Below are 23,474 nucleotides of genomic sequence, written 5' to 3'. Positions count from 1 at the left end.
GTCAGTCGGTCAGTCGGTCAATCAATCAGTCCAGGACGCGGGCCAGGTAGGCGTGCATCATCGCCCGGGTCTCGGCGACGATGCCGGGATCCCCCGCCGGATCGACCCGGAAGGCCAGCTGGACCAGCGCGTCGGTCGCCTCGACGGCCACCAGGACCGCCCGGGCCAGGGCGGGCGCGGGCGTGAGCCCGAGGTGGGCGCACAGCAGCTCGGTCAGGCGTGCGGCGACCAGGTGGTTGGGGTCGACGGCCGGGCCTTCCGGCGGCGGGGCGGGTACGCCGAAGTCGACGAGGGCGAAGCCGGGGACGCTGCGCTTCATGGCCAGGTACTCGTCCAGCACGGCGTCCACGACGGGCCGCCAGTCGGTGCCCGGGAGGAGGGCGAGCCGCGCCTGGATGCCCTCGGCGTACTGGTCGAGGTTGCGGTGGGCCAGGGCGACGGCCATGGCCCGCTTGTTCCCGAAGAAGCGGTAGACCGAGCCGATGGGCACTCCGGCGCGCAGGGCGACGGCGCGGGTGCTGAGGTTCTCGTATCCGGTCTCGTCGAGGAGTTCGGCGCAGGCGTCGAGGATCCGGGCGAGCCGGTCGGCGCTGCGCTGCTGGACCGGGGTCCTGCGCAGGGGGTGGGCGGGAGGCACGGGGTCCATCATGCCGCTCCTGGGTCGTGGGTCCAGCGGTGCGGGTGCCCGGTCCTCAGTTCAGGAGGAGGGTGAGCCCGCCGATGGTGTACGTGATCATGAGCGCGAGCAGCGGCAGCTGGCCCGCGACCGCCTTCGCCGGCGGGAAGAGGCGTACGGAACGGTCGTGGGCGGCGATCACACCGAGTACGTGGCCGGCCACCACGGAGATCACCTGGAGGGCGGCGAGACCGCCCGGACCCAAGGGGGGACTGGGATCGGGGGCGTTGTCAGTGCCGAGTGCCATGCTTACTGTGCGTGGTCCTTCGGTAACGAGGAGGGAGAAGTAATGAGCGGTGAGATAGCCGAGGGCGATCGGCACGAGTGAGTGCGCGAAGGCGGTCAGCGGTCGGGGGTGCGGGCCGCTGACGAGGCGGGTGACCGCCGCGCACAGGCAGTACAGGGTGGCGACGAGGGCGATGGAAGCAAGCAGTCCGAGCGTGGCCGTGGGGGTGCGGCCGAGGGGGGAGGTCTGGAGGGTGTTGATCCAGGAGGGGCTGTCGGAGTAGCCGTCGTAGGCGGTGGAGCCGAGCAGGACGCAGACGGTGGCGACGAGTCCGGGCCGCTCGGGCGTCGCGTCGAGTCCGTGGAAGGGGTTACGCAGAACCAGGCGGCCGTCGCTGCGGCGGCCGAGGGGGGAGAGCCGGGACAGGAGGTCGGAGTAGGCCTCGAAGGCGTCGGCGACGGCGAACCAGCTCTCGCCGAAGCGGGCGGCGAGCAGCAGGTGGGCGGCGGCGTAGGCGGTGAGGGCACACAGGAGGGTGGTGGTGGATGCGGGATCGGGAGCGACGAGCTCGAGCCAGGTGAAGCCGAACAGCCCGGCGGCGGCCGGCCATTGGCCGAGCCCGGCCGGCAGGGGGCGGCCGGCCCCGGGCGGGCGGCGGCGGGCCCGGCAGAGCAGCCGGTGCAGGGTGCGCAGCGGGTTGAGCAGGCGCCAGAGGGGGCCGAGGAGAAGGGAGGCGGGCACGATCCCGACCCACAGCAGGACGTAGACGGCACCGGGAGCGGGGTTGCGGTCGGGGTCGTCGGGACCGAGGAGGAGGTGGAGGAACACGGCGAGGGCTGCGGCGAGACCGAGCCCGCGCAGGGTGGTGCGGGTGGCCGGCGCGTCGGCCACCCGCTGGAGCCCGGCGGGCAGGGCGAGGCCGGAGCGTTCGCCGCGGAAGCGGGAGGCGGACCACAGGAGGCCGAGTGCGAGGAAGGAGACGAAGAGCGCCGCGAAGGCTCCGGCGAAGGCGTAGAAGGGGGAGATCGGCAGGTCGTGCTGGGAGCCGATCCCGTGCGCGAGCAGGGCCGACGGGTCGGCCGGGTGAAGGACCACGCCCTGGCCCGGCCCCGGGCCCGGCTGCGCGCCGGGCCACCCGAGGGGCGGCGGGGTCCGGAGCGGGAGGGCCGCCCCGATCGCGGGGGTCATCGGACGAGGAGCTGGGTCAGGACGAGTCCGGACTCGTGGGTCTCGACCTCGAAGAGGCCGGTGCGGTCGACGGTCAGGACCAGGGTGGCCTCCTGGCCTGCGGGCAGGGGGAGTTCCTTGTCGTAGCCGTGGACGTGCAGGGTGTCGACGCGGTCGCTGGTGACGCGCAGGGCGAGGCGCTCACCGCGCTTCAGCTCGGTGCGGCCGGGGGCGGGGACCACCTTTCCGTCCCGGACGGCGACGGTGACGGTCCGGTCGGCCTGCGGGGCGGGCGGGGGCGCCGGAGAACCGGTCGGGGTGGGAGCGGGGTGGCTGTGGGTTCCTTGGCCCGGGGGGCCCGCAGTCAGCGGGACCACCGCTTCGACCGGCTTGCCGGCGACCGCCCAGGCGGTGTGGTCGTCCGCGTAGAGGCGGACGGTCAGGGTGTGCGCGCCCTCGGGCACCTGCGCCGCGGGCAGGTGGAACCAGGGGCCGTACACCCGGGCCAGCTTGTGGCCGTCGAGTTCCAGGTGGGCGTGGCCGGCGCCGGGGAGGGCGGCGCCGCCGGTGCTGTCGGGGGTGAAGCGGAAGTCGGTCACGGCCAGTTGGAGGTTCCAGCCGTCCTCGGAGTCGGGGCGGGCGGCGAGCTTCACCCCGGGCGCGCCCTGGGCCGGGACCTCGCGCAGGCGGTGGCCGCCGCCGTCCTGGGTGTCGAGCAGGGTGCCGACGCTGCCGGAGGCCTGTTCGTGGGTGGTGCCGGGTTTGTGGTGGGTGGTGGCCCGGCCGCCGCAGCCCGTCGCCGCGCCACCCGCGAGCAGCAGGAGGAGGGCCACCAGCGCCGCCGTGCGGGCGGAGCGGCGGGGTGGGCGGGCCTGGGGGGTGGGTGTCCGGCACACGTCGCACCGGATGCGGGTCTTGGCGGGCACGGTCACAGCGGGACTCCGGTCATCGGTCGGGCCGCCCCGGCCCGGCCCGGCCCGGACCGGCCCGGCGCCCCGCCCTGCCGCCGTCCTGGCCGGCGGCCGGCGGGGCGGGGCGGGCGACGGGGGCGGGCGGGGGCCGGGCGCGGCGGGGCTGCGGTCAGGGGGCGGTGGGGGTGGGGGTCATGCGGGGCCGCCGTCGGGGTGGGGGGTGGGGGGTTCGGCGGCGGCGCTCCGGGCCGGCGAGGGGCCTGCCGGGACCGGGGCGCGGTCGCCCGCCGGGTCGCCGCCCGGGCCGGCCGGGCGGGTGGGGGCGGCCGTGCCCGGGCGGGCCGAGGCGACGACCGCCCACAGCACCCACACCACCGCGACCAGGGCCCGTACCCAGGCGGGGCTCAGCGGGATCCAAGGGATCATCAGGACGGCCTGGTCGAAGGCGTCCAGCAGGGTCAGGGCCCCCAGGAGCAGGGTGAGGCGCGCCAGCCAGGGGCGTCCGGGGCGCAGCGCCAGGCCGGCGCCCGTCCACCACAGGCCCAGCAGGAGCAGGGCGAGCGCCGGGACGGGGGTGTCCACCAGCGGCATCGTGGAGCCGGCCACGTCCAGGGCGAGGCCGGCCAGCCCCAGCAGGGACGCCACCGTGCCCAGCCGGGACCGGCGCAGCCGCCGCCACCACAGCGTCCCGCCGACCAGCAGCAGCACCGCCGCCACCGCCACCGCGATCTGCGTCTCCACCCGCTCCAGGCCCCGGGCCCCGTACCAGTCGCAGCCCGCCGGCAGCTTGCGGGCCTGGACGTTGTAGTCGGCGCAGACCATCAGCTGGGTGAGCTTCACCGGTTCGCCCACCAGCCGGGCCGAGGAGCCGCTGAGCTGGCCGCGTTCCTTCCCGCACTGCGGCAGGGTGCCGGGGGTGGAGCCGTCGGGGCCGTCCTGCCAGCAGTTCCCCCTGCCCTGGCCGTCCCACCACACGTCGGTGCCGTTGGGCCGGGAGGCCCCGGAGCGGTCCTTGCCGAGGACGTTGCCCGCGTACCGGTTGTGGTGGGAGGTGTCGGTCTGCTTGGACCACTGCTCCTCGCCCCGGATGAAGGCCGGGACCGCGCTGAGGAAGAAGCCCGCGCGCCGGTGCCCGTACACCCAGTTGTTCTCGTAGAGGTTCCAGTTGCCTCCGGCGGTGATGATGCCTGTGCCCGGCGGCATGGAGATCTGCGGGCAGACCACCCCCTGCTCGTAGCCGCGTTCGACGGGCGGCTTGGCGCAGGTGCCGTCGGCGACGTGGTGGTAGTAGTCGGCGTTGTTGTCGTGGATCAGGTTGCGTTCGAAACGGGCGTGGTTCTGCGGGAGTCCGGGGTGTCCGGGGAAGGCGCTGTCCATCGAGGCGCCGCCCATGTTCTGGTCGAACTCGTTGTCGTGGACCCACACCGAGTCCCCGGCGGTGCCGGAGTAGCCGACCATGTTGTGGTGGCTGCGGCAGCCCGTGATCTCGATGGAGTAGCGGGGCACGTCGTAGCCGCGTCCGTCGTTGATGTTGGAGGCGCTGCCGGGGTAGATGCCCGAGTCGCCGTTGCCGTAGGACTCGCAGTTCTTGTAGAGGCCGTGGTCGCTGGCGAAGGTCAGGAAGCCGTACTCGTCGTTCCAGCGGGTCAGGACGTCGTCGATGACGAAGCCGTCGCCGGCGAGTACGTACAGGGAGTTGAAGGTGGTGCGCTGCGCGGTGAAGTTCCGGAAGTAGACGCCGTTGGACCTGTCGGCGCGGATGGCGTTCAGCTTCTGGTACTTGGCGTCGATGACGACGTCCGTGCGGGTGGCGCCGGTGCCCTCGATCTGGAGGTTCGTCTTGCCGAGGATCGCGACGAGGTTCTGGTTGTGCCGGCACTTCTCCTGCTGTTCGTACGACAGGATCTGGTAGCCCAGTGAGGAGCTGGGGGCCTTGAGTTCGGCGCACTCCCCCGCCGGCTTGGGCAGCGAGGGCTCCTCCTCGTAGAGGCCGGGCAGGATCGCGATGTTCATCCCCGGCCGGTCGACGGCGTCCACGGCCGCCTGGAGGTGGCGGTAGCCGTTCTTCTCGCAGCGGTCGTAGAGGTCGAGGTTGCGCTGCCGGAGCTCCTGCGGGAAGCCCGATATCCGGCGTTCGAAGGCGAGCCGGTCGATCTTGCAGACCAGCAGGTCGGGCTCGGCCGCACGGTACTGCGGCACGGATCCGGAGCCGTCGGGGAGGGCTACGGGGCGCTCCTCGTGCGCGCGGGCGGTGGGCGCGGCGGCGAGGAGGGACAGGAGGGCGAGGAGGGCGGCGAGGAGCGCCGCCGGCACGGCAGGGAACCTGCGGGTCCACGACATGCGCGTGAGAGTAGAGCAATGTTCACCTTTTGGGATCCCCCCGTGCGGATTCCTGCGGAGCGTTGGCCGGATCGTTGCGCGGGGCCTGCCCTGCGGGACCGGTTCGCGGGTGGGGCCGGCCCGGGGGTGGATTCCCCCACCCCGCCCCTTCCCGAAACTGGGGGCACGCCCCCAGCCCCCCGGGCCGGCCCGACGGCCGCGGTGACCACCGGCGGACGCCCGACGGTGGGCGCGCAGCCGTGGGCCCCTGGGGCGAGTGCCCCGTCCGGTGACCCCTGGGGCGGGCCCCGTCCGGTGGCACCCCGGGGGCGGGCTCCAGGGGGCAAGCTCCAGGGGGCGGGTTCTGGGGGGAATTGGTCCCGTAGTGGTGGGACGGCGTTGACGTGGGGGGGCCGGGAATCCTACTGTCGGCCATAGGATTCCTTCGACGGAGCGGGAGCAGCCCATGAGTGAGCAGGCCAGGAAGACGGCGGAGGCGCTGGAGTACCTCACCGGCTTCGGGAACGAGCACAGCTCGGAGGCCGTGCCCGGGGCGCTCCCGCACGGCCGGAACTCCCCCCAGCGCGCCGCCCTCGGCCTCTACGCCGAGCAGCTCAGCGGCAGCGCCTTCACCGAGCCGCGCCGCCACAACCGGCGCTCGTGGCTCTACCGGATCCGCCCCTCGGCCGCGCACCCGGCCTTCACCCGGGTGGACAACGGCGCCCTGCGCAGCGGGCCCTTCACCGAGTCCGTCCCGGACCCCAACCGGCTGCGCTGGAACCCGCTGCCCGACCCGGCCCCCGGCACCGACTTCCTGGCCGGTCTGTGGACCCTGGGCGGCAACGGCGACACCACCCAGCGCACCGGCATGGCCATCCACCTCTACTCCGCCAACGCCTCGATGACCGACCGGGTGTTCAGCGACTCGGACGGCGAGCTGCTGATCGTCCCGGAGCGCGGCGGCCTGCTGCTGCGCACCGAGCTCGGCCTGCTGAGCGCCGGCCCCGGCGAGGTGGCGCTGATCCCGCGCGGCGTCCGTTTCCGCGTCGAGCTGCTCGACGGCGACGCGCGCGGCTACGTGTGCGAGAACTACGGGCAGCCCTTCGAGCTGCCCGACCTCGGCCCGATCGGCGCCAACGGCCTGGCCTCCGCCCGCGACTTCCGCGCGCCGGTCGCCGCGTACGAGGACGTGGAGCGCCCGACCGAGGTGGTCAACAAGTTCTGCGGCAACCTCTGGTCCGCGACGTACGACCACTCCCCGCTGGACGTGGTCGCCTGGCACGGCACGCACGTCCCGTACGTCTACGACCTGCGCCGCTTCAACGTGATCGGCTCCATCAGCTACGACCACCCCGACCCGTCGATCTTCACCGTGCTGACCTCGCCCTCCGACACCCCGGGCCTGGCGGGCGTGGACTTCGTGGTGTTCGCCCCGCGCTGGCTGGTCGGCGAGGACACCTTCCGCCCGCCGTACTTCCACCGGAACGTGATGAGCGAGTACATGGGCCTGATCGAGGGCGCCTACGACGCCAAGGCCGAGGGCTTCGTGCCCGGCGGCGGCTCGCTGCACAACATGATGTCCGCCCACGGCCCGGACCGGGAGACCTTCGACAAGGCCAGCGCCGCCGAGCTGAAGCCGCAGAAGATCGACGACGGCCTGGCCTTCATGTTCGAGACCCGCTGGCCGATCACCGCCACCCCCCAGGCGGCCGGGGCGGATCACCTCCAGCGCGGATACGACGACGTATGGCAGGGTCTCCAGCGCCACTTCCGCGCCTAACATGCCCATGCCTACACCTGCATGCCCGCCTCACCCCGCATGAAGTCCAGTACGGAGAACCACCCGTGACCGCCTTCGCCCCCGACTCCCTGGTCCTGAACCGGAAGCTGCCGCTCTGGTACCAGGTGTCCCAGTCGTTGCGCGCCTCGATACTGGGGCGCACCCCGGACGCCTCGCTGCGGCTGCCGACCGAGGAGCGGCTCGCCGAGCACTACGGGGTGAGCGTGCTGACGATGCGCCAGGCGCTCAAGGAGCTGGAGGGCGAGGGCCTCATCAGCCGGCACCGGCGGCGCGGCACCTTCATCGAGCCGGGCGCGATGCGCAGCGCGCCCGTGCGGCTGCTCGGCTCGGTGGACGCGATCGTGGCGCAGCAGTCGGGTGAGCGGACGACGGTCCTCGGCCGTGAGCGGACGCCGGTGTCCGGGGAGCTGCTGGAGCACTTCCCGGACACGGCGGAGGTGGTCACGTACCGCAGGCTGCGGCGCGACGGCGAGAGCGGGGAGCCCACCAACTGGGCGGAGAACGCGGTGCGCCCGGAGCTCGCCGACGCGGTGGACCTGGCCGATCTGGAGCGCTGGCCGATGACGAAGGTGCTGCGCGACGTGGTCGGCGTACGGATCAGCCGGATCACGGACACCGTCGAGGCGCGGCTCGCCGACCCGGTCACGGCCGAGCTGCTCGAGGTCCCGCTGCTGAGCCCGATCCTGCACTACACGGGCGTGACCTACGACGAGGGCGGGCGGGTCGTCGACGTGGCCCGGATCCGGTACCGGGGCGACCGGTTCTCCTTCACGGTGACCGTCGAGGCGCCCTGAGGGGCGTACGGGGAAGCCGTCGGCTCCGGGGTTCCCGGGCCCGGCGGTCCCGGAGCCGGCGCGATTCTCGTCCCGCTCCCCCTGTTTCCTCTGCTTCCCGGTCCTACTTCTCGTCCTGTTCCTCGGTCGTGCGCTCGCCCTCGGCCTGGGAGGGCGTGGTGCGCATGGTCTGCGGGTGGCGTTGCGCCTTCTCCCGCTCGTCCATGTCCTCATCCAGCCGCTCGCCCTCGGCCTGCGACGGCGTCGAATACTCGTCGTACTGACTCATGGCCGACTCCTCCGTGCCCATCCGTACAGAGCCCATGCATACATACATGGAGGATGCGTACATAAGGAGCGTAACGCTTCGGCCGGGACACGGCCCGGCCCCGGCACCCCGTCGCTACCATCTGCCGGGTGAGCGCTGACGTACCGCTGCTGGACGATCTGATGCCGTGGGCCGTGGGCGGCCTGCGCCTGGGCCGCGACTGGGTGGCGGCGCCCGATCCCGCCACGCTGCGCGCCCGCTGGACTGCCCTGACCGCCGCCGAAGGGGCGGAGCGGGAGCGGCTGTTCCGCCCGAGCCGGACCCGTACGCCCTCCGCCGGGGCGGCCGCCCTGCCCGGGCAGCGTTCGGCCACCGCCCGCTTCGCCGACGAGCCCGGCCCCTTCCCGGACCCGGTACGGGTGCTCCGCGCGCCCTTCGACGAGCAGTGGCTGCTGCCCGACCAGCGGCTCATCGACTCCGCCCGCCCCGAGCTGTGGCGGGTCCGCGACGCGCAGCAGCTGTTCCTGGTGGAGGCCCCCGGCCCGCTGGTCACCCCGCACCTCCCGGCCGGCCGGCTCGGCCGGATCCGCCCGCTGCACCGGCGCCCGGGCGGGGCCGAGCCGAATCTCGCGCCGGGGCTCGCGGCCCTGCTGGGCGGGCGCTACGGCGGCTGGGTCACCCCGGAGGACGTGCTGTGCTGGATCCTCGCCGCGGGACGCCCCGGGCCGCGGGGGTACGAGGTCCCGCTCGCCGCCGACCCCGGGCGCTGGCGGGCCGGCCTGGAGCTGGGCCACCGGCTGCTGACCGTCCAGCTGCGCGGGGCGCGCGGCGGGGAGCCGCCGCGGCTGCCCGGCGGGCGGCGGCCGTACGTCCGCGCGGCGGTCACGGCCTGGCCGGAGGGGCTCGGGTACGACCCGCAGACCGAGACGCTGACCCTCGGGGACGGGGCGGTCTCCCCGGTCCCGGCGGGGGCCTGGGAGTACGAGGCCCAGGGCGTGCGGGTGCTCGAGGCGTGGCTCGCGGCCCGCGGCGCGCACCGGGATCCGCAGGTGCGGGACCTGGAGGGGCTGGGTCCCGCCGAGTGGCCGCAGGCCTGGACCTCGGAGCTGCTCGCCCTGGTGACGACCTTGGCGCTGCTGGCCGATCTGGCTCCGGAGCGGGCGGGGTTCACCCCCGGGCCGCTGCTGCCGGTCGCGGAGCTGGAGGCCGCCGGGGTGCTGCCGCCGCCGCGCTGGGCCCGGCGGCCGGCCTCGGTGCTGGACCACGAGGAGGAGGGCCCGGGCGGCCAGTTCGCGCTGCTCTGACCTGCGGTAAGCCCGCGCGGCGGCCCGGGAAGCCCCCGGGGAAGCCTGCGCCCCCGCCCCGCCCCGGGGAAGCCTCGGGAAGCCCGAGCCCGACCCCGGGAAGCCCTCGCCCCGCCCCACCCCGGGAGCCCCCGGGAAGCCCCGAGCCCGGCCCCGGGAGCCCCCGGCAGCCCCCGAAGCCCCCTACGCGGCCCACGCCTCCAGCAGCCGGGACACCGCGCGGTCGAACGCCGCCGTCAGGTCGGCCCCGGCGGCGGTCACCGGGGTGCCCTCGGTGAGGGCCGCCGCGAGCCGCGGGTACTCCCCCGTCTCCAGCCGCGAGCCGAGCCAGGCCATCCGTACGCCCTGCTCCGCGGCCTCGCTCCAGGGCAGCGAGCGGGCCCGTTCGGCCAGGGCCAGCTCCCCCGCCACGAAGGTGGCCACCGTGCCGTTGATCGCCGCGATCAGCTCCAGCTTCTCGCCGCCGGGCACCTCCAGCGGCTCCAGGCAGGCCAGGCTGTGCTCCAGGTACCGCAGGGCGTGCGGGCTGAAGCCGTAGACCGGGCTCAGCAGCCGGGGCAGCCAGGGGTGGCGGCGCATCAGGGCCCGGGTCTGGCGGGCCAGTGCGAGCAGGTCGCCCCGCCAGTCCCCGCTCGGCGGGGTCAGGTCGTACTCCCCGCTGACCGCGTCGACCATCAGCTCGTACAGGTCCTCCTTGCGGGGGACGTAGTTGTACAGGGACATCGTCCCTGCGCCGATCCCGGCGGCCACGCGCCGCATGGAAACGGCCTCGATCCCCTCCGCGTCGGCGATCCGTACCGCCTCGGCCGCGATGGAGTCGCGGCTGTGCGCGGGCCGCGGCCCGCGGCCGGCCCGTGGCGGGCGGGCCCAGATCACTTCGGGTTCAGCGGGGCTCCCGCCGGCAGTCATCGGTCACATCACCTCGTCGTCGTCTCGGCAACCATCTTAGTTACGTACACCGTACGTAGTGCGGTAGGGTGCGGCACATGACAACTACGTACGCTGTACTTAGTGAGGGTCTGGAGAAGCACTACGGAGAGGTGCACGCCCTGCGCGGGCTGGACCTGGCCGTGCCGCAAGGCACCGTCTGCGGGCTGCTGGGCCCCAACGGCGCGGGCAAGACCACCGCCGTGCGGATCCTGACCACGCTCACCACCCCCACCGCCGGCCGCGCCCTGGTCGCGGGCCACGAGGTCACCGGCGACCCGGCCGCCGTACGCCGCGCCATCGGGGTCACCGGCCAGTACGCCTCCGTCGACGGGGACCTGACCGGCCGTGAGAACCTCCGGCTCTTCGCCCGGCTCGCCGGACTGCGCGGACGGGCCGGGCGGGCCCGCGCCGACGAGCTGCTGGAGCGCTTCGGGCTGGACGAGGCCGCCGACCGGATGGCCTCCACCTGGTCGGGCGGTATGAAGCGGCGCCTGGACCTGGCCGCCGGGCTGGTCACCCACCCCCGGGTACTGTTCCTCGACGAGCCCACGACCGGCCTCGACCCGGCGGCCCGCGAGCAGATCTGGACGGCGGTGCGCGAACTCGCCGACGGGGGCACCACGGTGCTGCTCACCACGCAGTACCTGGAGGAGGCCGACCGGCTCGCCGACGACATCGTGGTCGTCGACCGGGGCCGGGCCGTCGCCACCGGCACCCCCACCGACCTCAAGGCCCGGATCGGCGCCTACGCCGAGGTCACCGTCGCCGAGCCGCCCGCCCTCCCGGGTGCGGCCGTGGTCCTCGACCAGCTCACCGGCGGCCGGCCCGTCCTGGACGAGGAACGCCTCACCGTCGGCGTGACCGTGGCGGACCCCGGGCTCACCCTGCCCCGGATCATCCGCGAACTCGACACCGCCGGGGTCCCGGTGACCGACGCGAGCCTGCGCCCGCCCACCCTCGACGAGGTGTTCCTGCGCCTCACCCGGACCCGTACGACCCCTGCCGGCGCGCAGAACGACCAGAACGAGGAGATCGCGGCATGACCACCCTGCTGTCGGACGGCGGCGCCGTCCTCACCCGCCAGCTCCAGAAGGCCCGGCACGCCCCGGCCCTGCTGATCCTGACCCAGACCATGCCGATCACGATGCTGCTCTTCTTCGGCTACGTGTTCGGCAGCGCGCTCGCCATGCCGGGCGCCGAGTACCGCGAGTTCCTGGTGCCCGGGCTGCTCGCCGCGACCGCCGCGAACGGCCTGATGACCGGCATGTTCACCGCCGCGCAGGACGCCCACCGCGGGGTGATGGACCGTTTCCGGACGCTGCCGATGAGCCGGACGGCGGTCCCGCTGGGACAGACCGCCGCCGACCTGCTGACCACGGCGGTGTCGATGGTCCCGCTGATGCTGGTGGGGCTGGCGATGGGCTGGCGGGTCGAGAACGGACTGCCCGGCGCGCTCGGGGCGCTCGGAGTGCTACTGCTGTTCCGCTTCGCCGCCGCCTGGGCGGGCACGTACCTCGGGCTGGTGAGCAAGAGCGAGGAGGCGGCGGGCCAGCTCGGCAGCGCCACCTTCATCCTGCCCATGCTCTCCAGCGCCTATCTGCCGACGGCCGGGCTGCCCGGCTGGCTGCGGGCGGTCGCGGAATGGAACCCGATCAGCGCGGTGGCCACCGCCGTACGGGAGCTGTGCGGGAACGCGGGCGGCGCGGCCGCGCCGGGCGCGGCCTGGCCGATGGAGCATCCGGTCGCGGGGGCGGTGCTGTGGTCGCTGCTGCTCCTGACCCTCTTCGTGCCGCTGGCCACGCGCCGGTTCGCGCGTGGCCAGGGCTGAGGGGACCGGAGGGAGCGTCAAGGAACCGGCGTGACCGGCACCTGTACGGCCACCGGGACCGTCTCCGTGTGCAGGTTGCCGTCCAGGGCGTCCGTCAGGGACGTCTGGGTGTTGGCGGTGAAGCGGCAGCCCAGGACGACCAGGCCGCACACCCGGTAGCGGACGACCACCGCCGCGGTGGCGCCGGACCGGATGGCGCCCACCGTCTGCGGCACCGGGCCGAGCCGGGTGATCCCGGACCCCGTGGGCAGGGCGTCGAGCAGCTTCACGTTGAAGGCGTCGCCGGGCCCCGTGTTCCGGATCCGGTACTCGACGCTGAGGGTGCGGGTCAGGTAGTTGCCGATGCCGCCCCAGTAGGCACGCTGGGTCACGGCGACCTGCGGCTGGGGCAGGGTGACGCTCCCCGAGAGGCTCAGGCTCCATGACTTGCCGGTGCCGGTGGGCGTGACGTCGGAGTTCAGCGTGAAGGTTCCCGAGCCCGAAGCGCCCCGGTAGGCGTTCGCCGGGGTGGCGTCCGGTACGACGGTCCAGTTGCCGCCCCCGCTCACCGTGGTCCCGTCGTAGACCAGGCTGCCGGGGGTGGTGCAGTCTCCGCTGCTGAGGGCCAGGGTCAGGGTTCCGCGTGCGTTGGCCAGGGCGACCTGGGCCTCGCTCCCGGAGAGGCCGACCTGGATGCCGCCGATCCGGAAGGGCAGGCTGACGCTCAACTGGCTGGCGAGCGAGGAGAAGGCTCCGGGGGGCAGCGAGGTGCTGCCGGTGAGCAGCCTGCCCTCGGTGAGCGGCCCCGAGGGGCAGCCCGGAGCGCTCGTCACGACGCCGGCGGTGCTGGAAGCGGTCACGCCCAGCGGGTCCGGTGCGCGGCCCTGCGCCCCGGCCGGGGCCACCGCCAGCGCCAGCCCTGACAGAAGAGCTATCAGCACGACCGCCACCCGCCGGACTGCGGAGCGTGCGAGCGGTGCGGTCGGGGCTCTCATGGGCAACCCTTCTGTACGAGTCGTCGACGGACGCCCCGTACATTACGCATGCAACCGGGACATTCCACCGGACTTCCGCTCCGCACCCGGGTGACAGACCCGGCTTCCACCCGGTAGGCAGGCCCCATGGCTACCGAACCCCTCCCGCTCGCCGGGCTCACCGTCGTCGCCGTCGAGCAGGCCGTCTCGGCCCCCTTCGCCACCCGCCAGCTCGCCGACCTCGGCGCCCGGGTGATCAAGGTCGAGCGGCCCGACGGCGGCGACTTCGCGCGCGCCTACGACACCGCCGCCCGGGGTCTGGCCTCGCACTTCGTGTGGGCCAACCGCGGCAAGGAGTCCCTGACGCTCGATCTGAAGGACCCGCGGGGGCTGGAGGTGCTGCACGGCCTGCTCGAGGGCGCCGACGTCTTCGTCCAGAACCTGGCGCACGGGGCCGCCGCCCGGCTGGGGATCGACGCGGCCGCGCTGTGCGCCCGCTACCCGCGCCTGGTCGCCGTGGACATCTCCGGCTACGGCGCCGAGGGCCCGTACGCCCACAAGCGCGCCTACGACATGCTCGTGCAGTGCGAGGCGGGGCTGGTCTCGGTGACCGGCACCGCCGGGCAGCCCGTGAAGGCGGGGATCCCGGCCGCGGACATCGCGGCCGCCATGTACGCCTTCTCGGGGGTGCTGGCCGCCCTGCTGCGGCGCGGGGTCACCGGGCGCGGCGGGCCCGTGGAGGTGTCGATGCTGGACGCGCTCGCCGAGTGGATGGGGCATCCCCTGCACCACACGATGCACGGCGGGCGGCAGCCGGTACGCACAGGGCTCGCGCACTCCGTGATCGCGCCCTACGACGCCTACGCGACCGCCGACGGGGACCGCGTCCTGCTGTCGGTGCAGAACGACCGGGAGTGGCGGCGGCTCGCGGTCCAGGTGCTGGAGCGGCCGGACCTGGCGCAGGATCCGGCGTACGCGACGAACGCGGCCCGCACCCGGGGCCGGGAGAAGACCGACGCCGTGGTGGCCGAGGCGCTCGGCCGGCTCGGCGCGGAGGAGGCCGTCGCGCGGCTGGAGGCGGCCGGGATCGCCTGCGCGCGGCTGGGCTCGGTGGAGCGACTGGCCGCGCACCCGCAGCTGGCGGCACGCGACCGCTGGCGGGAGGTGGATTCACCTGCGGGCCCGCTGCGGGCGCTGCTGCCGCCGATCGGGCTGCCGGGTGGCGCGGAACCGCGGATGGGAGCGGTGCCCGCGCTCGGCGAACACACCGACGCCCTGCTGCGCGCCCTGGGGATGACGGGCGCGCAGATCACGGCACTGCGCCGGGACGGTGTGATCGCCTGAGGCCGGGGTGGCGCCGGGGGTTCCCGGGGACGCCGGAAGGGGACGGGAACGGGGCCGGGGTGCACAGCCGGACGGGCCGGCTGCGCGTGCGGTTTACGAGCGGCGGCTGCCGAAGAGCGTGCGCCGCAGCCTGCGCAGCGGTGCGAAGAGCGCGACGCGCGCGCTCCGGCTCCGCTGGACGTGGGTGTGGTCGCGCGAGGTGAGCTCGCGCATCAGCAGGGTCGCCTCGGCGACCTCGTGGTGCGGGACGGCGGGTCCGCCCAGCACGGCGAGGTGGCGGTCGAGGCGCGAGCTGACCGCGCTGCTGCCGCAGGTGATGGCAGGCACGCGGGGCGGCCTGCTGCGCATTGCTATCTGTTCCATGTCTCTCCCCACCCGTACGAGGGCACCCGGCCCGGGCAGGGTAACCCTATCGCCCCCGCAACGCCCTCGGGTATCCCGGTGGTGTGAATTACCCCTGTAATTACGGGTAGTTGACGATTACTCAGCGGAGTCGACCGTCACTCTCCGTACCAATGGGGCGACTTGGGGGGCCGTGTACAGCGGTCGGTGACAGTGTCGTCACGACGGGGGCCACCGGACCCGCACTGCGCTAACTTGGAGTGATCACCCGGTGACGCAGGGGGGTTCACGTGAGCGGGAACGAAAGCGGGGACACCGGGCGTGTCATCGCCGGCCGGTACCGGCTGCTCGGAGAGCTGGGCCGCGGCGGCATGGGCCTCGTGTGGCGCGCCCGGGACGAGGTGCTGGGCCGCGAGGTCGCGGTCAAGGAGGTGCGGGCCCCCGCCGGGCTGGACGCCGCCGAGGTCGAGCGCATGTACCGGCGGCTGGAGCGGGAGGCGTGGGCCGCCGCCCGGGTCTCGCACCGCGGGGTGGTCACGGTCTACGACGTGGCGAGCGAGGAGGGCCGCCCCTGGATCGTGATGGAGCTGGTGCGCGGGCTCTCCCTGGCGGAGGTGCTGGAGGGCGAGGGCCCGATGACCCCGCAGCGGGCCGCGCACATCGGCGAGCAGGTGCTGGCCGCGCTGCGCTCCGCGCACGAGGCCGGGGTGCTGCACCGGGACGTGAAGCCGGCCAACGTGCTGATCGCCAATGACGGACGGGTGGTGCTGAGCGACTTCGGGATCGCGCGCCTGGAGGGCTCCTCGGCGCTCACGATGACCGGCGAGGTCGTCGGCTCCCCCGAATTCCTCGCCCCGGAGCGGGCGTTGGGGCAGGAGCCCGGGCCGGAGTCGGACCTGTGGTCGCTCGGGGTGATGCTGTACGCGGCCGTGGAGGGGGTCTCGCCCTTCCGGAAGGACACCCCGCTGTCCACCCTCCAGGCCGTGGTGGACTCGGAGTTGCCCCCGCCGCGCCGGGCCGGGACGCTGGAGCCGGTGCTGGAGGGGCTGCTGCGCAAGGACCCGGGCGCGCGGCTGCCCGCCGCGGAGGCCGCCCGGATGCTGCGGATCATCGGCGCGGGAGGGGCCGTACGGGACCCCGGCGGGCCGGCGTCGGGCCCGGGGGCGCCGACGGCCACCACGCGGGCGGTGTACGGGGAGACCCCGCCGGTGCCGCACGCGCCCGTACCCGTACCGGCGCCGGTGTCCGGGCCGACGTCGGGGCAGGGGCGGGCCGGGGCGGTGCTGACCCTCGGGATCGTGGTGCTGCTGCTGGCGGTGGCCCTGCTGGGGTGGCTGCTGCTGCGGGACACCGGGGGCGAGGAGGAGCCGGGCGGCGGCCCCTCCGCCCCCGCCTCCGGCGCGCAGACCTCCGCCTCCCCGTCCGCGCCCCCGTCGGCATCGGCTTCGGCCTCCGCTTCGCCGTCCACGAGTGCGGAGCCCCCGCAGGGCGTCACCGTCTACGTCCACACCCTGCGCGCCGCCTACACCGGGAGCTGCCCGCCGCCCGAGGTGGCCGCGCCCGCCTTCACCGGCACCATCGAGGTGGCCCGTACCCCCGCCGTGGTGGAGTACCGCTGGGTCGGGCGCGACGGGGGGACGGCGGCCACGGCCGGCTGGCAGAGCATCACGTACGAGGCCGGCGGGGCGCGCACCCGCCAGCTGAACCACACCGAGCCGGGCGACCCGGCCGGCGCGAGCGTCGACGGCGCGGTCCGGCTGGAGGTGCGCCGGCCCGCGCAGACGGCTTCGGCGTGGCTGGAGTACTCCCTGACGTGCGAGAAGGAGACCCCGACGGGCGGGGCCTCCTCCCCCGGCTCCCCCGGCCCGTCCGGTTCACCGGCCGGGACGGGGACGCCGACGCCGAGCGCGGGCGTCACTCCGTAGCCGGGCCCTCCTACGCGTTGTTCGTGAAGACGGGCAGGTAGCCACTGGACTGTCCGGTGGCGGTGGGGTGGTACGACTCTCCGATGTTGGCCCAGTTGACGCTGTGCAGCCACGCGCTGCCGGAGCAGATCTCGTGGCCGGTGAAGGCGCCGACGACCGAGGCGAAGGTGAAGCCGTGGTCGGCGGCGCGTTTGGCGATGGCGGCGTTGAGGTGGTCGGCCGCGCCGTTGATGGCGGAGCGTTCGCCCTCGGTGAGGCCGGCGACGCAGGTGCCGTTCAGCTTGTAGAAGCGGGGATAGCCGATGACGACGACCCTGGCGCCGGGGGCGCGGCCGTGGATGGCGTCGTAGACCTGGTCGAGCTGGCCGGGAAGGGTGGAGTCCACGTACCTCTTGGCCTCGTTGACCCGGCTGACGCAGGTCGACTCGGACTGCAGGACACAGGTCGTCATCACGTCGGAGAATCCGGCGTCGTTGCCGCCGACGGTGATGCTGACCAGGTCGGTGCCGGAATTGAGCGGGCCGAGCTGGCCCGCGAGGACGTCACCGGTACGGGCACCCGAGCACGCGGTGAAGGAGAAGGACTGCGGGGCGTGGGCGGCGGCCCACAGGGCCGGGTAGGCGCGGGTGGTGCGCTTGCAGTTGCCGCTGGAGCTGTCGTAGTTCCCGGCGCCGACGCCGGAGGAGTACGAGTCACCGAGGGCGACGTAGCCGAAGTCGGCCTGTGCGGCGGCCGCCTGGCCGGCGCCGAACAGGGCGGCGCCCGCGGCGAGGATCAGGGAGGAGGTCAGGGCAGCGAAGCGCGGCATTCTCATGCTCATGTGTGCGGCTCCTTGTGGGGGTTACTCCTGAGTCCGTGGTACAAGCAGCCGGGGATGTCTGGAAGTGTCCATGCCAAGAATGTTCGGGGTGGGATTGGGGTGGGGCGGCGGCCGGAATCTTCACTCCCGATGCGTTTGAAGAGGGAACCCGGCCACCCGATCCGGCGAAACACGGGTGCGTGGGGGCAGTTCGTGCCGGATCATGGGCGCCATGCCAGCAGACCCGCATGACGCGCTGCCGATCCGGCTCCATGTCGACGACAGCGACTCACCGTCGGATGTCGTCGACGCGCTGTTCCTCGGCCGGTTCGCGACCGGCGAGCAGCCGTACGCGCAGAGCGTCACGATCGAGCGGGTGAAGGCGGAGGCCACCCTGCTGCCCCCGAAGGCCACCGTGCTCCGCGCGGCGCGCGACACCGACCGCAGCGCCACGCTCGCCGAGGGCGAGGGCTGGACGGTACTGGTCTCCCGCTGGAGCCGGGGAGCGGACGTGACCGTGACGGCGGTCAGCGAGGAACTCGCGGAGAAGGTGCTCGGCGAGGCCACGGAGGGGGCGCAGGACGAGCCCGAACCACAGCCTTCGAGCGTCACGATGGGGTTCTGGTACGTCTCCCCGCGCCGCGGCCCGTACCGCACGACCCGGCAGATCTCCGCGGGCACCTGGGCGGAGGTGCGGCCGAACTACACCGCGCCGGTGGCAGGGGCGATGGACCGGCTGATGAAGGTCACCCCGGACGACATCGCGGGCCGGCTGCTGCTGCTCCACGGCCCGCCGGGCACGGGCAAGACCTCGGCGCTGCGCACCCTCGCCCGTTCCTGGCGGGACTGGTGCCAGGTGGACTGCGTCCTGGACCCGGAGCGGCTGTTCAACGACGTGGGCTACCTCATGGACATCGCGATCGGCGAGGACGAGGGCACGGCGAAGGGCCGGTGGCGGCTGCTGCTGCTGGAGGACTGCGACGAGCTGATCCGCGGCGAGGCCCGGCACACGGCGGGCCAGGCCCTGTCCCGGCTCCTGAACCTCACCGACGGTCTGCTGGGGCAGGGCCGCAACGTCCTGGTCGGCGTCACGACGAACGAGGACCTCGAACGCCTCCACCCGGCGGTGGTCCGCCCGGGGCGCTGCCTGGCCCGCATCGAGGTCGGCCGGCTGACCCACCGGGAGGCGGTGGACTGGCTCGGCACGGACGAGGGCGTCTCCCGCGAGGGCGCGACCCTGGCCGAACTCTTCGCCCTCCGCCGCGGCACGGGCCCCGCCGCCGTCCTCCCACCCCAGCCCCACAACTCCGAGGCCGGGCTCTATCTTTAACGCGCCGCTCGCGCGGCTCGGCCGCGAGCGGCCTCCCCGGCTTCGCGCCGCTGCGCCGGCCTCCGTCCGGCGGCCTGTCGGGCGGGGCTACGGGCCCGGGCTGGGTCCGGCCGTCGCCTGCGGGTGGTGGGCCGCTGCGCGGAGCAGGTCCCCTACCCGCCCTTCCACCGTTCCCGCCTCAATCGCCGGCGCGGCTGGAACTGCCCTCCGAGCACACCAGCGCCGCCGGGCAACTTCAGCCCCGCCGGCGTTTGAGGCGCGGGTCCGGGCAGCGCCCGGGGAACGGTGGAAGGGCGGGTAGGGGACTTGCCCCGCGCAGCGGCCACCACCCGCAGACGGACAACCGACCCCAGCCCGGGCCCGTGGCCCCACCCCCGGTCCGCCGGCGGAGGCCGGCGCAGCGTCAAGAATGGGCGTAGCGGGCCCGCAGGGCGGTGGTGGCGGCGGCCAGGGCTTCGGCTTCCGTGAGGCCCAGCCGGTGGGCCCGGTCCGCGAAGGCCTGCGCGGCGGCGGCCGCCTCCCGCGAGGAACCCTCCGCCGCCGCGACGAACGTCCCGTTCCGCCCCCGCGTCTCGATCACCCCGTCGGCCTCCAGCGCCCGGTACGCCTTCGCGACGGTGTTCGCGGCCAGCCCCAGCTCCTCCGCCAGCCCCCGCACGGTCGGCAGCTTGAAGCCCGCCGGCAGCTTCCCCGACCGGGCCCGGTCCGCGATCTGCGCGCGCAGCTGTTCGTACGGGGCGGCCGAGCCGGCCGAGCCGTCGATCCTGATCCTGAGGTTGGTCGAGGTCACGCGGCCGATTGTCCCCCATGTTTGACATTCGCCGGGTAATTCGCAGGCGTCGAGGCCGTCCCCGGACATAACGTCGGCCGCATGACCTTCCACGTCCGCGATCTGCGCCCCGACGACCTCCCGGACGCCGAGGCCGTCGTACGGGTCCGCCGTGCCGCCCTGCCCTTCATGGTCACCACCCCCGCCGGTGTGGCCCACGAACTCGCCTCCGCCCACCCCGCGAAGCGCTACCGCCTCCTCCTCGCCGAGGCCCCGGACGGGACGGTCGTCGCCACCGCCCAGGTGGGCCTCGCGTACGACAGCCCCGAGCCCGGGGTGTCGTACGTGAACGCCTACGTCGACCCCGCGCACCGGGGCTTCGGCGCCGGGACCGCGCTGCTGCGCGCGGCCGAGGAGCACCTCGCGGCGCAGGGCGCGGTGGACGCGTACGCCTGGGTGCTCGACGAGCCCGCCCACCGGGCCTTCGCCGAGCGGCACGGCTACCGCCCCAGCCGCTCCGCGCACTTCCTGCGCCTGGACCTGGCGGCGGGCACCCTGCCGCCGCTCCCCCGGGAGCTGCCCGCCGGGGTCGAGCTGCGCCCCGGCTCCGCCTTCGCCGACGACCCGCGCCCGCTGTTCGAGGCCGACGCCGAGATGACGGCCGACGAGCCGGGGGACGTACCGGCGGAGCTGAACGACTACCAGGACTGGCTGGACAGCGTCTGGCACCAGCCGACCTTCGACCAGGAGCTGACGACGGTCGTCCTCGTCGACGGGGCCGTGGCGGCCTTCTCCGCCGCGCAGACGGACGGCGCGACCCGCTACTCCTCGGCGATGACCGGCACCCTGCGCGCCTTCCGCGGCCGCGGGCTGGCCAAGCTCGCCAAGACGGACTCCCTGCACCGGGCCCGCGCGGCCGGGTACACCGAGGCCTTCACCGGCAACGACGCCGGGAACGAGCCGATGCTCGCGATCAACTCATGGTTCGGATACGAGATCTGCGCGACCGAGACGCGCCACAAGAAGCAGCTGGGAGCAGCGCAGTGACCACACGGTGGACCATCACCCTCACCAAGGCCGGCCGCACCAAGATCAGCTACCCGGCGGCGCAGGTGGCCGACGACGGCGACCGGATCTCCGTGCGCGCGCCCTGGGCGGCCGAGGGGGTACGGGACTTCGGCTTCGTCCGCTTCGAGCCCGGTGACGTGTTCGTGGAGCACTTCTGGCGGACGCGCTGGTACGCGGTCAAGGAGGTGTGGAGCGGGGAGGGCGTCCTCAAGGGCTGGTACTGCGACATCACGCGCCCGGCGGTGGTCCGCGAGGGCGAGATCGTGGTCGAGGACCTGGACCTGGACCTGTGGGTCTCGGCGGACGGGGAGTCCGTCCTGCGCCTGGACGAGGACGAGTTCGCGGCGAGCGGCCTGGCCGCGAGCGACCCCGAGGCGGCGGCCCAGGCCGTACGGGCCCTGGACGCCCTGGACGACCAGGCCCGGACGCCGGCCGGCCTGGCCGCACTCCTCGGCTGAACGGCCCGTTCCTGAGGCGCCTCTTACCGCTGCCTTAAGCGGACCCTAAGGATCCCCTCCGGGGGGCCTGAACGGGCCGAACGGGGGTGGGGGCGGGCTAGCTTGGCGGGGCCAGGGAGGGCCGGAGGCGGCGCCGGGACCCATCGGGGGGCGGCGCCGCACCGGCTGGTTCCGCTGGCGCCCCCTGCCTTGCGCCCGAAGGAGATCCACCCATGCCCGCACCCCGTGCCCGTACCGCCGTCCGTATCGCCGCCACCGGTCTCGCCCCGCTCGCGGTGGCCGCGTACGCCGCCGTCCCCGCGGCCGCGCACGGTTCGATGACGGACCCGGTCAGCCGGGTGGCGGCGTGCTACGCGGAGGGTCCGGAGGCGCCGAAGTCGGCGGCGTGCAAGGCGGCCGTCGCGGCGGGCGGGGCGCAGGCGTTCTACGACTGGAACGCGGTGAACATCGCCAACGCCGCCGGGCAGCACAAGGCGCTGATCCCGGACGGGCAGCTGTGCTCGGCGGGCAACGCCAAGTACAAGGGGCTGGACCTGGCCCGCGCCGACTGGCCGGCCAGCCCGATGACGGCCGGGGCGCACACCTTCCGGTACAAGGGGACCGCCCCGCACAAGGGCTCCTTCGAGCTGTACGTGACGAAGGACGGCTACGACCCCTCCAAGCCGCTGAAGTGGTCCGACCTGGAGCCCGCGCCCTTCGCGAAGGCCACCGACCCGGGCATGCAGAACGGCGACTACGTCTTCGGCGGGACGGTCCCGAAGAAGACCGGCCGCCACCTGATCTACAGCATCTGGCAGCGCTCGGACAGCCCGGAGGCCTTCTACACCTGCTCGGACGTGGTGTTCGGGAAGGACAGCGGAAGCGCCGGCGGAAGCGGTACGGGGGCCACCCCGAGCGGCAAGCCGAGCGCGAAGCCCAGTACCGGTGCTTCCGCGAAGCCCGTCGAACCGCCCAAGGCCCCGACGGAGCAGCAGATCTCCGACGGCGCGGGCAGGTCCACGGTGGAGCACAACGGCCACGGCGACAACGACCCGAAGACGAACGGCCAGGGTGCCGCGTCCCCGATCGCCGCCGCCCCGGCCCCCGCCCCGGCCGCCGCCCAGGGCGGGGGCGGGGACCTCGCGGAGACCGGCGGCAGCGCCGCCACCCCGGCGATCGCGATCGCCGGAGCGGGGGTGCTGGCCGTCGGCGCGGCCGTGCTGTTCGCGCTGGCCCGCCGCCGGGCGACGGCCGGCCGTCACGGCCGCTAGGGGGTCCGCCTCAGTCGAAGACCGAGGCGCAGGTGGTCCGTTCGGCGTGTGCGGGGTCGAGGGCGTTGGCCGCCTCGTGCCAGGCGATCCGGTCGGTCAGGCCGATGGTCACGTGCTCGGAGAGGTCGAGCGGGCACAGGTCCTGGAGTACGACGTTCCGTACGCCCGGCCCGTCCAGGAAGGCGCTGCGGTACGGGGTGACCACCTCGTCGTACTTGGTGGCGATCACCGTGTACTGCACGCCGGGGACGGTGTCGCCGCCCTCGTTCAGCTTCTTCTGGAAGGCGGAGCCGGCGATCTGGTCGGCCAGCCCCGGGGTCGCGGTGCTGATCAGGTCCTCGGCCCCGGGGAAGTACGGGAGCAGCTGGGTGAGCCCGGACAGGGTGGTGCCGTGGTTGTCGGGGGCGAGGCCGACGAGGGCGTTGACCTTGTCGGCGCCGCCCAGGAACTTGAGGTAGTAGCGCGGCATCATGCCGCCCTGGGAGTGGCCGACGAGGTCGGCCTCGGCGGCGCCGGTGGAGGCCAGGACCTTGTCGACGAAGGCGTCGAGCTGGCCCGCGGACTTGTCGATGGGCCCGAGCCCGTTGAAGAAGGGCACGCCGGGCAGCTGGCCGTAGTCGAGGGAGTAGACGCAGTACCCGCGGTGGACGAGGTACGGCGCGAAGCCGAGCCAGTTGTCGACGGAGTTCCCGAAGGTGCCGTGGACGAGGACGACGGGGCGCGGATGCGCGGCGGACGGTTTGCAGGACCAGTTGTTCCAGCCGCTGCTGGGGGCGGTCGCGGCCTGCGCGGCGCCGGTGGGGGCGACGAGCGCGGCGGCGGTGAGGGTGAGGACGGCCAGCGGGCGGAGCAGGCGTCTCCAGGGCAGCATCGTGTGATCTCCTTGCGAGTCAAGGGGAAGGGCGTGGGGATTCGTCCCGTGATCCGGATCACAAGGGGTAGCTGCTGCCGCTAAATTACGGCTGAGTAGCAAGACTTGGAAGTTACGCGTCGGTAAAAACTCGCGTGTCGAGCCTTCCTCCAGTACCCCTCA

The 23,474-nt window shown here is 74.1% G+C and carries 22 protein-coding genes; 11 read left to right on the top strand and 11 right to left on the bottom strand.

Annotated features, from left to right (window positions below; all coding sequences use genetic code 11):
- Positions 1 to 25: 25 nt before the first annotated feature.
- From OOK34_RS22535 to OOK34_RS22520, 4 genes are all read right to left on the bottom strand, one after another.
- The gene (locus OOK34_RS22535; RefSeq protein ID WP_267035655.1) at positions 26 to 646 is read right to left on the bottom strand and encodes a TetR/AcrR family transcriptional regulator; all 621 of its coding nucleotides are present in this window, start codon (positions 644 to 646) and stop codon (positions 26 to 28) included.
- 46 nt (positions 647 to 692) lie between these two features.
- Positions 693 to 1,997 carry a hypothetical protein gene (locus OOK34_RS22530; RefSeq protein WP_267036876.1) on the bottom strand — a complete coding sequence of 435 codons (1,305 nt, stop codon included), beginning with the start codon at positions 1,995 to 1,997 and terminating at the stop codon, positions 693 to 695.
- 89 nt (positions 1,998 to 2,086) lie between these two features.
- Positions 2,087 to 2,905 (bottom strand): hypothetical protein, encoded by an 819-nt coding sequence (locus OOK34_RS22525; protein ID WP_267036875.1) that lies wholly within the window; start codon positions 2,903 to 2,905, stop codon positions 2,087 to 2,089.
- Between the two features lie 267 nt (positions 2,906 to 3,172).
- Positions 3,173 to 5,320, bottom strand: coding sequence for a right-handed parallel beta-helix repeat-containing protein (locus tag OOK34_RS22520; protein ID WP_267035654.1), 2,148 nt, complete (start codon positions 5,318 to 5,320; stop codon positions 3,173 to 3,175).
- A gap of 445 nt (positions 5,321 to 5,765) precedes the next feature.
- On the opposite strand from OOK34_RS22520, the gene hmgA reads away from it, so the two are divergent.
- Positions 5,766 to 7,079 carry a homogentisate 1,2-dioxygenase gene (hmgA, locus tag OOK34_RS22515; RefSeq protein WP_267035653.1) on the top strand — a complete coding sequence of 438 codons (1,314 nt, stop codon included), beginning with the start codon at positions 5,766 to 5,768 and terminating at the stop codon, positions 7,077 to 7,079.
- 65 nt (positions 7,080 to 7,144) lie between these two features.
- Positions 7,145 to 7,894, top strand: a complete 750-nt coding sequence (locus OOK34_RS22510; protein ID WP_267035652.1) for a GntR family transcriptional regulator — start codon at positions 7,145 to 7,147, stop codon at positions 7,892 to 7,894.
- Positions 7,895 to 7,997: 103 nt separating this feature from the next.
- Here the strand turns inward: OOK34_RS22510 and OOK34_RS22505 are convergent, their stop codons facing one another.
- A complete protein-coding gene (locus tag OOK34_RS22505; RefSeq protein ID WP_267035651.1) occupies positions 7,998 to 8,162 on the bottom strand; it encodes a hypothetical protein in 165 nt (54 codons plus the stop codon).
- A gap of 161 nt (positions 8,163 to 8,323) precedes the next feature.
- Between OOK34_RS22505 and OOK34_RS22500 the strand changes: the two genes are divergently transcribed.
- Positions 8,324 to 9,445: a type ISP restriction/modification enzyme gene (locus OOK34_RS22500; protein WP_267036874.1), complete on the top strand. Its 1,122-nt coding sequence runs from the start codon at positions 8,324 to 8,326 to the stop codon at positions 9,443 to 9,445.
- A 183-nt stretch (positions 9,446 to 9,628) separates the two neighbouring features.
- Here OOK34_RS22500 and OOK34_RS22495 read toward each other — a convergent pair whose 3' ends face one another.
- Positions 9,629 to 10,354: a TetR/AcrR family transcriptional regulator gene (locus OOK34_RS22495; RefSeq protein ID WP_267035650.1), complete on the bottom strand. Its 726-nt coding sequence runs from the start codon at positions 10,352 to 10,354 to the stop codon at positions 9,629 to 9,631.
- Positions 10,355 to 10,431: 77 nt separating this feature from the next.
- On the opposite strand from OOK34_RS22495, the gene OOK34_RS22490 reads away from it, so the two are divergent.
- Positions 10,432 to 11,418 carry an ATP-binding cassette domain-containing protein gene (locus tag OOK34_RS22490; protein ID WP_267035649.1) on the top strand — a complete coding sequence of 329 codons (987 nt, stop codon included), beginning with the start codon at positions 10,432 to 10,434 and terminating at the stop codon, positions 11,416 to 11,418.
- Complete coding sequence (locus OOK34_RS22485; protein WP_267035648.1) at positions 11,415 to 12,203, top strand: ABC transporter permease; 789 nt, start codon at positions 11,415 to 11,417, stop codon at positions 12,201 to 12,203. The genes OOK34_RS22490 and OOK34_RS22485 overlap by 4 nt, the downstream gene beginning before the upstream one ends.
- A 17-nt stretch (positions 12,204 to 12,220) precedes the next feature.
- On the opposite strand, the gene OOK34_RS22480 is transcribed toward OOK34_RS22485, so the two are convergent.
- Complete coding sequence (locus OOK34_RS22480; protein WP_267035647.1) at positions 12,221 to 13,123, bottom strand: hypothetical protein; 903 nt, start codon at positions 13,121 to 13,123, stop codon at positions 12,221 to 12,223.
- A gap of 180 nt (positions 13,124 to 13,303) precedes the next feature.
- Here OOK34_RS22480 and OOK34_RS22475 point away from each other — a divergent pair, with 180 nt between their 5' ends.
- Positions 13,304 to 14,500, top strand: coding sequence for a CaiB/BaiF CoA-transferase family protein (locus OOK34_RS22475; protein WP_267035646.1), 1,197 nt, complete (start codon positions 13,304 to 13,306; stop codon positions 14,498 to 14,500).
- 93 nt (positions 14,501 to 14,593) lie between these two features.
- Here the strand turns inward: OOK34_RS22475 and OOK34_RS22470 are convergent, their stop codons facing one another.
- On the bottom strand, positions 14,594 to 14,863 hold the full coding sequence (locus OOK34_RS22470; protein WP_078950594.1) for a hypothetical protein: 270 nt from the start codon (positions 14,861 to 14,863) through the stop codon (positions 14,594 to 14,596).
- A gap of 269 nt (positions 14,864 to 15,132) precedes the next feature.
- On the opposite strand from OOK34_RS22470, the gene OOK34_RS22465 reads away from it, so the two are divergent.
- Entirely contained in the window at positions 15,133 to 16,767 is a 1,635-nt protein-coding gene (locus tag OOK34_RS22465) for a serine/threonine-protein kinase (protein WP_267035645.1), read from the top strand.
- A 10-nt stretch (positions 16,768 to 16,777) separates the two neighbouring features.
- Here the strand turns inward: OOK34_RS22465 and OOK34_RS22460 are convergent, their stop codons facing one another.
- Positions 16,778 to 17,581 (bottom strand): SGNH/GDSL hydrolase family protein, encoded by an 804-nt coding sequence (locus OOK34_RS22460; RefSeq protein WP_267036873.1) that lies wholly within the window; start codon positions 17,579 to 17,581, stop codon positions 16,778 to 16,780.
- A 208-nt stretch (positions 17,582 to 17,789) separates the two neighbouring features.
- Here OOK34_RS22460 and OOK34_RS22455 point away from each other — a divergent pair, with 208 nt between their 5' ends.
- Positions 17,790 to 18,896: a DUF5925 domain-containing protein gene (locus OOK34_RS22455; protein WP_267035644.1), complete on the top strand. Its 1,107-nt coding sequence runs from the start codon at positions 17,790 to 17,792 to the stop codon at positions 18,894 to 18,896.
- A 403-nt stretch (positions 18,897 to 19,299) separates the two neighbouring features.
- On the opposite strand, the gene OOK34_RS22450 is transcribed toward OOK34_RS22455, so the two are convergent.
- A complete protein-coding gene (locus OOK34_RS22450; protein ID WP_267035643.1) occupies positions 19,300 to 19,686 on the bottom strand; it encodes a GntR family transcriptional regulator in 387 nt (128 codons plus the stop codon).
- Between the two features lie 81 nt (positions 19,687 to 19,767).
- On the opposite strand from OOK34_RS22450, the gene OOK34_RS22445 reads away from it, so the two are divergent.
- The 3 genes from OOK34_RS22445 (at position 19,768) to OOK34_RS22435 (ending at position 22,441) form a co-directional block, all read left to right on the top strand.
- Positions 19,768 to 20,712, top strand: a complete 945-nt coding sequence (locus OOK34_RS22445) for a GNAT family N-acetyltransferase (RefSeq protein WP_267035642.1) — start codon at positions 19,768 to 19,770, stop codon at positions 20,710 to 20,712.
- On the top strand, positions 20,709 to 21,191 hold the full coding sequence (locus OOK34_RS22440) for a DUF402 domain-containing protein (RefSeq protein ID WP_267035641.1): 483 nt from the start codon (positions 20,709 to 20,711) through the stop codon (positions 21,189 to 21,191). Before OOK34_RS22445 ends, OOK34_RS22440 begins: the two co-directional genes overlap by 4 nt.
- Before the next feature lie 212 nt (positions 21,192 to 21,403).
- Positions 21,404 to 22,441, top strand: coding sequence for a lytic polysaccharide monooxygenase (locus tag OOK34_RS22435; RefSeq protein WP_267035640.1), 1,038 nt, complete (start codon positions 21,404 to 21,406; stop codon positions 22,439 to 22,441).
- Positions 22,442 to 22,451: 10 nt separating this feature from the next.
- Here the strand turns inward: OOK34_RS22435 and OOK34_RS22430 are convergent, their stop codons facing one another.
- A complete protein-coding gene (locus tag OOK34_RS22430) occupies positions 22,452 to 23,312 on the bottom strand; it encodes a triacylglycerol lipase (protein ID WP_267035639.1) in 861 nt (286 codons plus the stop codon).
- Positions 23,313 to 23,474: the final 162 nt, after the last annotated feature.

Origin of the sequence: Streptomyces sp. NBC_00091 (assembly GCF_026343185.1) — a bacterium.
Classification (GTDB): Bacteria; Actinomycetota; Actinomycetes; order Streptomycetales; family Streptomycetaceae; genus Streptomyces.
Note: the sequence above shows the minus strand (reverse complement) of the source record. Positions and strands in the feature narration are given on the sequence as shown.